Origin of the sequence: Polyangium sp. 15x6 (genome assembly GCF_029960785.1) — a bacterium.
Lineage (GTDB): Bacteria > Myxococcota_A > Polyangia > Polyangiales > Polyangiaceae > Polyangium.
In genome coordinates this window covers 80,196-89,349 of record NZ_JASBQE010000049.1, presented here as the reverse complement: position 1 = coordinate 89,349, position 9,154 = coordinate 80,196, and the positions used below count along the sequence as shown (strand labels likewise).

Here is a 9,154-nt window from a genome sequence, read left to right as displayed (position 1 = left end):
GGTGCGGGCGCAGGCGCGGGCGCGGGATCGGCCGCGGGCGCGGCGGCCGCAACGGCTGCGGGCTCGGCCGCGGGCGCGGGCTCGGCCACGACGGCGGGCGCGGGCGCGGACTTCCACGCGACGGGGATCATCGCGCCGATGTCCCTCGCCTTGCCGGCGAGCAGGACGGTCGCGAACGCCATCGCCGCGGCGAGCGCGGCAAACCCCGCGGTCCTGCGGCGACGGCGCGCGCGCACGGGGGCGCCGAGGGCCAGCATCGCGGCCTCGCGCATCTCGGCGGCGCTCTGGAAACGCAGGCCGGGGTGGCGCGAGAGGGCGCGCATGACGAGCTCGTCGACGGCCTCGGGTAAGCGCTTGCCGGGCGCGCGATCCCGCGGCCGCTCGGGGCTGCCCTTCATCTTCGCGTCGACGATCGCGGCGGCGCTCGCGCCCGTGAAGGGCAGCGAGCCGGTGAGCATCTCGTAGAGCACGCAACCGAGCGCGTAGAGGTCGGCGCGGCCGTCGACGCGGCCGCCCGCGGCCTGCTCGGGCGCCATGTACTCGGGCGTGCCGAAGAGCGTGAAGCCGGCCGCGACCGCGTTGTCGCCGCCCGGCGCGCCGAGGACGGCCTCGCCGATGTCCTCGGGCGTGTGCGCGAGGCCAAAGTCGAGGACCTTCACGGTGCCGCTCTGGGTCAAGAAGACGTTCGCGGGTTTGACGTCGCGGTGGACGATGCCCGCGGTATGCGCGACCTCGAGCGCGCCGAGCGCGCGGATCACGATGCGGAGCGAGCGCTGCCAGTCGACCTCGCGCTCGCGGGAGATCAGGGCTTCGAGCGTCTCGCCTTCGAGGAGCTCCATCACGCAGAAGAGGCGGCCGTCGGCGGCGCGGCCGAAGTCGTAGAGGTCGACGAGCCCCTCGTGCGAGAGGCGCGACATGGCGCGGGCCTCGTGGCGGAAGCGCGCGGCAAACTCGGGCGAGGCGCCGTGCTCGGGGGCGAGGATCTTCACGGCGACGCGGCGGCCGAGATCCACGTGCTCGGCCTCGTGCACGACGCTCGTGGCGCCGCCGCCGAGCTCGCGCACGAGCCTTAGGCGCGTGCCGGGCAAGAGGCCCTCTTCCTCGGGGGGAAGAGCCTGCGGCGCCGCGGGGCGGGCCTTCTCCTCGATCGTGGCCTCGAAGGTCGCGCGCGCGGAGATGACGAGGCGCGCGAACTCGCGGCGGCTCTTCGCGGGCTCGCTCGGGAAGAGCGACTGCATGAGGTACTGCGTCCGCGCGCGCACGCCGCGCTCGCCGCCGGGCAAGGGAGGCGCGGCCCCGAGGAGCTTGGCGAGATCCCGCGCGGCCACGCGCGCGAGGCCGTAGCGCACTTCGCGATCGAAGGCCGTGAGCTTGGCGAGGATCGTGTCGAGCTCGGGCGGCGCGCCGATCTGCGCGGCGATGGGCGGGAGGTTCTGCGCGTTCCGCGCGACGGCGGCCATGTGCACGGCCGCGTCGCCCTGCAAGAAGCGCCGGCCCGCGCAGAGCTCCCAGAGCATCACGCCGAGCGCGTAGACGTCCACGCGCGCGTCGCCGGTGTCGCCGTTCGCGACCTCGGGCGCGACGTAGCCGGGTTTGGCGAAGACGACGCCGCTCACCGTGCGGCAGCGGCGGTTCATGCCGCGCGCGGTGCCGAAGTCGATGATCTTCACGTCGCCGGCGTAGCTGACCATCACGTTCTGCGGGGAGAGATCGCGGTGCACGATCGCGAGCGCGCGGCCCGCGGGATCCTTGCGCTCGTGCACGTGCGCGAGGGCCTCGGCGATCATGGTGGCGACCGCGACGGCCTCGGCCCAGCCGACGCGATATCCAAGCGCATGCGCGCGGCCGCGCACGTCGCCGAGGCTCTTGCCCTCGACGTGCTCGACGACCGCGTACGGCTCGCCGGTCTCGTCGTCGAGCGAGGCCTCGAGGACCTGCGCGACGCCGGAGTGCTGGAGCTGCGCCTGCACGCGGGCCTCGTCGAGGAAGCGCGCGATGAAGCTCGGATCACTCGCGTGATCGCGGCGAATGACCTTCACGACGACGGGCCGCTCGGCGCCCTCGATGCCCATGGTCGACGCGAGATAGACCTCGCCCATGCCCCCGCGCGCGATGCGACGGAGCAAGAGGTACCGGCCAAGGACCCGCGGGAGCTCCTCGCCAGGCCCCGCGCCGGCGCGCTCGTCGTCGTGCGGAGCGGCGAGGTCCGAAGCTCGCGTCGCCTGCGCCGCGCCGTCCACGCCGGCGCGATCCATGTCGAGGGGGGCAGTCGCCATGCCCACACGCTAGGAATGTAAGACAAGGTGGGCCAATAATTCGGCATCTGGAAGGCGCGACGTGCGTGGAGGGCCACAGACAATTGCCGCGAGCCCTCCGGTCGGCTATGGATAGGTCGAATGTTGCGGTTCGCGGTTCTTCGTGCGCTGGCCGTCGCGGCGGTATTCGCCGTGGCGTGGCTCGTGCCGCTCCGCGCATACGCAGCGATCGTACCGGCTTGCGAAGACGATGCGTCGTCGTCGCTCGGGCCTGCGCCGCGTGCAGCGCAGCCGGAGAGCGAGGACGTCGTGGACTGCACCGCGCCCCCCACGTCCATGGTGCCGAGCGACGAGGTCGATCCTCAGATCGCGGCGATGTGTGACGAGCGCGGCGCCACGGCGGTCGCGCCGGGGCGGATCCACCCGATGACCGACGCGCGTATCGACGCGGGGGTCTCGTGTGACGGGACAGACTTCGGTCCGGCCCTCGGTCCCTCCCACGGCGAGCAGAACCCGATCGCGTCGTTCGTCGCGACCGTACCGGACGCCATGCTTTCGGCGTCCTTCGATCTCCGACCGGCGTTCGCCGTCGAGCTCCCGGCGTACCCGCCGGTGGAGGGCGCCCCGCTCCGGGGCGTTCGCCGAGAGATCGATCGGCCTCCTCGCGCCTGACACTTGTCGTCCGTTCATCCCGCGCGGGATCGTGCGCGTGAGGACGGACGAACACCCGAGTGATCCAGCGCGAAGAGGAAAAACTCGCGTATCGGCTTTGCGCCCTTTCCGGTTGAAGGCGGGGGGGCGCCGCCGATCCGCACGTGTCACGGCAGCGTCGATCGAAAGACGACGCTCGAGATCGTGGGTTTTCGCCCCGAAGAACGTTCGTCGGGGCGATCAGGGTGTCGGCTCTCGCAGCGTGATGAGATGCGCCGCGCGGGCAGCACCGTCTCGTAAAGGAAGAGAAGAAACATGAACAAAGGAACCGCCATCGTCGGCTTCCTTCTCTGCTTCATGGCAGGGATGGCGCTGATGTGGGGCATCGATCGCGGCGCCGGCGGCGGCCACACGGCCAGCGCCGAGGCGACGCAGGAGTACGCCGCCGGCGCGACGTGGGATCACAGCGACGCGTCGGTCCCCGTCTCGTCGAAGGATCCGACGTGGGGCAGCCCGAACGCGCCCGTCACGCTGGTGCTCTTCAGCGACTTCGAGTGCCCCTTCTGCAGCAAGGTCGAGACGACGCTGACGCAGCTCCGCGAGCAGTACGGCCCGCAGAAGCTCCGCATCATCTGGAAGTCGAACCCCCTGCCCTTCCACAAGAACGCGCGTCCCGCGTCCGTCGCGGCCGAGACCGTGTTCCGCATCAAGGGGCCCGAGGCCTTCTGGAAGTTCCACGAGCTCGCGTTCCAGAACCAGCGCGCCCTCACGCCCGAGAACTTCGAGCAGTGGGCCGCGCAGGCGGGCGTGGACAAGGCCAAGTACAAGGCCTCCTACGACAAGCAGGAGTTCGCCGCGAAGGTGGACGCCGACCTCGCCGCCGGCAAGGCCGCGGGCGTCTCCGGTACGCCGGCGTCGTTCATCAACGGCATCCTGCTCAGCGGCGCGCAGCCGATCGACAAGTTCAAGCAGGTGATCGACGAGCAGCTCAAGGCCGCCGACGCCGCGATCAAGGCCGGTACGAAGCCGGAGAAGGTCTACGCCAAGCTCTCGCAGGAGAACAAGGCGAAGGCTCCCCCGCCGGCGAACCGCGAGCAGGCGCAGCAAGAGGACAAGACCGTCTGGAAGGTGCCCGTCGGCACGTCGCCCGCGAAGGGCCCCGAGACGGCGCTCGTGACGATCGTCGAGTGGTCCGATTTCCAGTGCCCCTTCTGCAGCCGCGTGGTCCCGACGCTCGACGAGGTCGTCAAGACCTACGGCGACAAGGTCCGCATCGTCTGGAAGGACAACCCGCTGCCGATGCACCCGCGCGCCGAGCCGGCCGCGGAGCTCGCGCGTGAGGCCCGCGCCCAGAAGGGCGAGGCGGGCTTCTGGGCCGCCTACGATCTGCTCTGGAAGAACCAGCAGAAGCTCACCGACGACGATCTCCTCGGCTACGCCAAGGAGCTCGGCCTGAACGTCGACAAGGTGAAGACCGCGATCCTCGACAAGAAGTACGGCGCCGAGATCACGGCCGATCAAGACCTCGCCGACGAGCTCCAAGCGAGCGGCACGCCGCACTTCTTCATCAACGGTCGCCGCCTCGTCGGCGCCCAGCCGATCGAGAAGTTCAAGACGGTCATCGACGAGGAGATCAAGAAGGCGCAGGACCTTCTCGCGAAGGGCGTGGCCGCGAAGGATCTCTACAACGAGATCATCAAGGACGGGAAGACGCCGCCCCCGCCCGAGAAGAAGACGGTCGACGTGGCCCCCGCCGACTCTGCCTGGAAGGGCAGCGACAAGGCGAAGGTCGTGATGCAGATCTTCAGCGACTTCGAGTGCCCCTTCTGCAAGCGCGCAGAGGACACGGTCGCCCAGGTCGAGAAGGCCTACGGCGACAAGGTGAAGATCGTTTGGCGTCACAAGCCGCTGCCGTTCCACAAGAACGCGATGCCCGCAGCTCTCGCGGCCGAGGAGGCCAAGAAGCAGAAGGGCAACGAGGGCTTCTGGAAGATGCACACCGCGCTCTTCAAGGGCGCCGGTACGCCCGACGCGTTCGCCCGTACGACGCTCGAGAAGTACGCGGAAGAGCAGGGCCTCGACCTCGGGAAGTTCAAGTCCGCCCTCGACAGCGAGGCGCACAAGAAGTTCATCGAGAGCGAGAGCGCCGTGGCGGACAAGGCGGGCATCAGCGGCACGCCTGGCTTCCACATCGCAGCCGCGGGCAAGACGGAGGGCTACTTCATCAGCGGTGCCCAGCCGTTCCCGAAGTTCAAGAAGATGATCGATCTCGTCATCAAGGAGTCCGGCGCCGCGAAGAAGTGAGCGACGCTCGTTCCTGACGATCGATGAAACACACCACGAGGGGGCCTCGAGCCCCCTCGTGGCTTTTTGTGGTCTCATCCAGGAGCCGCTTCGCTGGGGCGTTGCCCCAGGCCCCACCGGGGCTATCCGCCCCTGGACCCGGACCAGCGCAAGCGCTGGACCCGGGGTCGATGAACTGCGCTTCGCGCAGTTCATCGAACAGGCCGAGGCAAGACTGCCAAGCACCCTGCCAACCAAGACGGCCGCGCTGCCTTTTCAACTGGCAACGCGGTCCAACCGGCCCGTTGGAAGAACTGCGCGGAGCGCAGTTCTTCCACCAGAGGTCCAGGGCTTGCCCTGGTTCGGGTCGAGGGGCGAACAGCCCCCGCGGGGTCCGGGGCAGCGCCCCGGCGCGGCGGCCCCAGGCGCTCAACCGCGCTTCTTGTGGCGGCCTTCCTGCTCCCACCAGAGGACGTAACGGACCTGCGCGGCTTCGCGTTCGTCCTCGGGGAGATCGTCGTAGTAGCCGAGATCCCTTCCGACGAGCGGCGCGAGCTCCTCTGCGGCGGCGCGGCGGAGCGTCGGTGAGTCCGAGAGGAGCGCGTCGATGAGCCACTCGACGCGGCCTCGCGCGCCGTTCGTGGTCCAGAAGGCGTTCCACTTGCGTACGTCGCGGCCGAAGTCGTGCCGCGTGACGTGCACGAGCGCGCGATGCGCCGCATCCACGAGCTCCGCGGTCGTCTCGCCGAGCGTCGCGATGAGCACCGGGACGGACCTCGGGACAGCAAGCTCGCCGAGGGTCTCGATTGCGAGCAGGCGCCGGCCGACACGCTCGGTCGAGGTCCGCGCGAGACGCTCGAGCGTCGGGAGGATCGGCGCCTCGGTCACGGGGCCTGCTTGGATGAGCATCGCGGCGGCGCGACGCGCGACACGACGAACTGGAGCGGCGTCGTCGAAGAGGCGCACGAAGATGGCGTGCGCGCTCTCCGGATACACGAGCTCGCCGAGCAGGTGCGTCGCCCAGAACCGGACGTCGGGATCGCCGGCGGTGCTGCGCACGGCGAGGAACGGCACGGCAGCACGGCCCATCGCGACGATGAGGCCGAGCAGAGGGCCGCTGCGCGAGGCGAGCGGGAGCTCGGCGCCGCGCGAAAGGACACGCGGGTCGATGCGGAGCGGGCCGGGGAAGCGGGCCATGATGGCCTGCATCGCGGCCTCGCCGAGGCGGACGAGCTCCTTCTGGGCCTCGCCGTCCTCGGCGCCGGATTCGAGGAAGCGCTGCACGAGGGTGATGGGATCGGAGCCAGCGGCGCGAGCGCGGCTCGGGAGCGTGCTGCCCACGGGCGAGACGTTCCAGTCGGCGACGGGCGCGGCGCTGGGTTCGTCCCTGACCGCGCGGTGGACCCGGGCCTCCACCGGCGGGCCGGGGAGCGTCTCCGGCGGCAAGGGCGAGTTCGTCTCCCCGCCCGGGGGCGGGACCCGCACCGGCGGCGCGGGCGCGGCCGGGGTCGCGGGGACCTCGGGCGGGGGCACGAAGGCGTCGGGTGGGGGCGCGGGCGCTGTAGGCACGACGGGGCGCACGGGAGGCACGGGAGGCGTCGGCGGCGCGGCGATGGCGTTGGGCGGCGGCTCGGGGGGCAAGGGCTGGGCGCCGAGGCCCAGGGAGGCCTTGCTGCGGCCGCCGAAGCTCGGCGCGATGGCCCGGCGCGCGGCGCGCGGGGGCTGGGCCGGGACGGGCGCGGGGCCGGCCTCTGGCAGCCGGGAGACGGCCGTGATGGGGGGAGGCGGGGGCGTGGTGGGTCCGAGGCGCACGCGGCCCGTGGCGACGACGCCGAGAGGCGTCCGGCGGCGACGGGACAGGGGACCTCCGCGGCGGCCGGTGAGCTCCCAGGTGCTATCGGAGTCGGGGGAGCGCGGCGCGAGGGGCTCGGCGCGCGGGACGACGGAGTCCGGCGCGGGCGTGGGGCTCTGGAGCGTCTCCGTGACCGCAGGGGCCGAGGGCGGCGGGGCCGCGGGCGCGGGGGCCGGAGGGGCCGTGCGCGGCGGCTCGGGGGCCGGCCGGGGCGCATGGCTCGGCTGGCTCGAGGCGATGCCTGCGAAGGAGATCTCGTCCGCAGGCGGCGCGGCCGGCTTGGAGCTCGCCTGGAGCATGGCCGGCGCCATCGCGGACGCGGACGGCAAGGTGACGGCGATCGACGAGATGGCCGCCGGCGGGGATTTCGGTTCGGCCGCAGGCAGCGCAGGCTCGGCGCCGTCCGCGGGGCGCGCAGGCAACTCGAAGGCGCGCGCGAGCGCGACGAGCCCGACCTGGCGGGCCGCGCCCTGGGCCTGCGGCGGATGCGCGGGCTTTGGGGGGCGCTTCGCCGGGGCAGCGTCGCCCGCAGCGCCGCCGCGCTTCTTGCGCAAGATGGCACGCTCGAGCGCCTCGGCCGTGAGGCCCGCGATGGCGATGACGTCGCCGAGCGCGGAGAGCTCCACATCGGCAGCGCCGTCGTCGCCGTAGAGCAGCGCGACGGTCCGGTTTCGCACGACGATCGGCAGCACGAGCACGGCAGCGGCGCGCGTCCCTGCCTCGGTGCGGCCCGATCGGCCGAGCTCGGAGGCGATCTCGACGTCGAGATCGCCCACGGCGGGCGGCATGATCACGGGCGCCCTGCGCTCGCGGGCGAGAGCGAGCACGCTCGGGCGGCCGAGGGGCACCGAGAACGACATGAGCCGCGCCGCGCCTGCGCCGGGGCCCGAGGCGTCGCGTCCATCCGCGACATCGCCGTGCACGACGAAGAGCGCCGTGTACTCGAAGAACTGGTGGGCGAACGCGAAGAAGATGTCGAGGACCGCGTCGGTCGTCGTCGCCTCGCCGAGCTCCTCTTCCGCCATCGCCGCGGTGAACGGACCCTTCCGGCGCGGACGCGCGGCGCGGCGATCCGGAGCCTCGACGACGCGTGTCTTGCGATCGCCCGTGACCGCGCGGCGCAGCACGCTGGTGCTCGTGCGCGTGCGCGTCGACTCACGTCGCACGGGTCGCTCCGGCCTTCGCGAGACGGGCGCCTCTTCCTCGTCGGCCGCGTCCGCGATCGATGCGGACCCCGGCGGCGCGGCGACGGTCTCGGGCATCTCGTCGCTGGTGAGCGGGCGCCGCGGAGGTGCAGGGACCGCGACGGGCACAGGCACAGGCTTCGGCTCCACGACCGCGACCGTCGGCACGGGTTTGGGGTGGTCCGAGCGAGCCGCGCGCGCCGCGACGGGCGTGGCCGAGAGCCTCGTGCGTGTCGGTGCGATCGGCGGCGCCGCGCCCGCGACGAGCGTGTCCGGCGTCTGCGTCGGCGGCGTCTGCGTCGGCGGCATCGCGACGGGAAGCTCCGGAAGACGCGCGGGCGGCGGACGTGACTCGACGCTCCGCGGCGGCGGCACGACGGTCGGGCTCGGATCGGGGCGGCTCTCGAGCTTGGCGATGAGCCGGAGGAAGCGACGATCGAGCGGGATCTGGTACGCCTCGGCGATCGCCTGACGGATGCGCACGAGCGGCGCGACGCTCTGCCGGATCTCGACGGCGAGCGCGAACGCGAGATCGCCTTCGACGGCCGGCGAGAGCGGCTCGGCGGTGGCGATCGTGAGGACGCGCCGCGTGAGCGCGAGCGGGAAGATGCCGTGTCTGATCGCGAGATCCCCGGGCACGAGGCGCAGCACCGGCGCGGTCGGCAGCGGGAGCTTGCCCGAGGGCGCCTCTTCGAGGCCGAGCACCTCGGCGAGCAGAGGCACGAGCATCTCCTCGCGGGCGCCGCCGACCTCGAGCAGGTTCGTCACGAGATCACCGCCGTGCACGACCTGCCGCGCGATCGCCTCTTCGAGGGAACGCATCGACACGCCACGCTCGGCGAGCGCGGAGCTCAACATCGATGAAGGGGCTCGGTCAGCCAAGGCGTTTCCATCGATGGTAAACGAAGTTCGCCCAGGAGGCACAAGGG

4 protein-coding genes are annotated in these 9,154 nt (G+C 72.1%); 2 read left to right on the top strand and 2 right to left on the bottom strand.

What is annotated here, in order from left to right; all coding sequences use genetic code 11:
- Nucleotides 1–2,276, bottom strand: a 2,276-nt coding sequence (locus tag QHF83_RS30710) for a serine/threonine-protein kinase (RefSeq protein WP_282421540.1), incomplete at its 3' end; no start/stop codon positions are given.
- A 120-nt stretch (nt 2,277–2,396) separates the two neighbouring features.
- Between QHF83_RS30710 and QHF83_RS30705 the strand changes: the two genes are divergently transcribed.
- Together QHF83_RS30705 and QHF83_RS30700 are read left to right on the top strand one after the other, a co-directional pair.
- Nucleotides 2,397–2,927 (top strand): hypothetical protein, encoded by a 531-nt coding sequence (locus QHF83_RS30705; protein ID WP_282421539.1) that lies wholly within the window; start codon nt 2,397–2,399, stop codon nt 2,925–2,927.
- Nucleotides 2,928–3,221: 294 nt separating this feature from the next.
- Nucleotides 3,222–5,210: a thioredoxin domain-containing protein gene (locus tag QHF83_RS30700; protein ID WP_282421538.1), complete on the top strand. Its 1,989-nt coding sequence runs from the start codon at nt 3,222–3,224 to the stop codon at nt 5,208–5,210.
- 408 nt (nt 5,211–5,618) lie between these two features.
- Here the strand turns inward: QHF83_RS30700 and QHF83_RS30695 are convergent, their stop codons facing one another.
- Entirely contained in the window at nt 5,619–9,083 is a 3,465-nt protein-coding gene (locus QHF83_RS30695; protein WP_282421537.1) for a hypothetical protein, read from the bottom strand.
- Between the last annotated feature and the right edge of the window lie 71 nt (nt 9,084–9,154).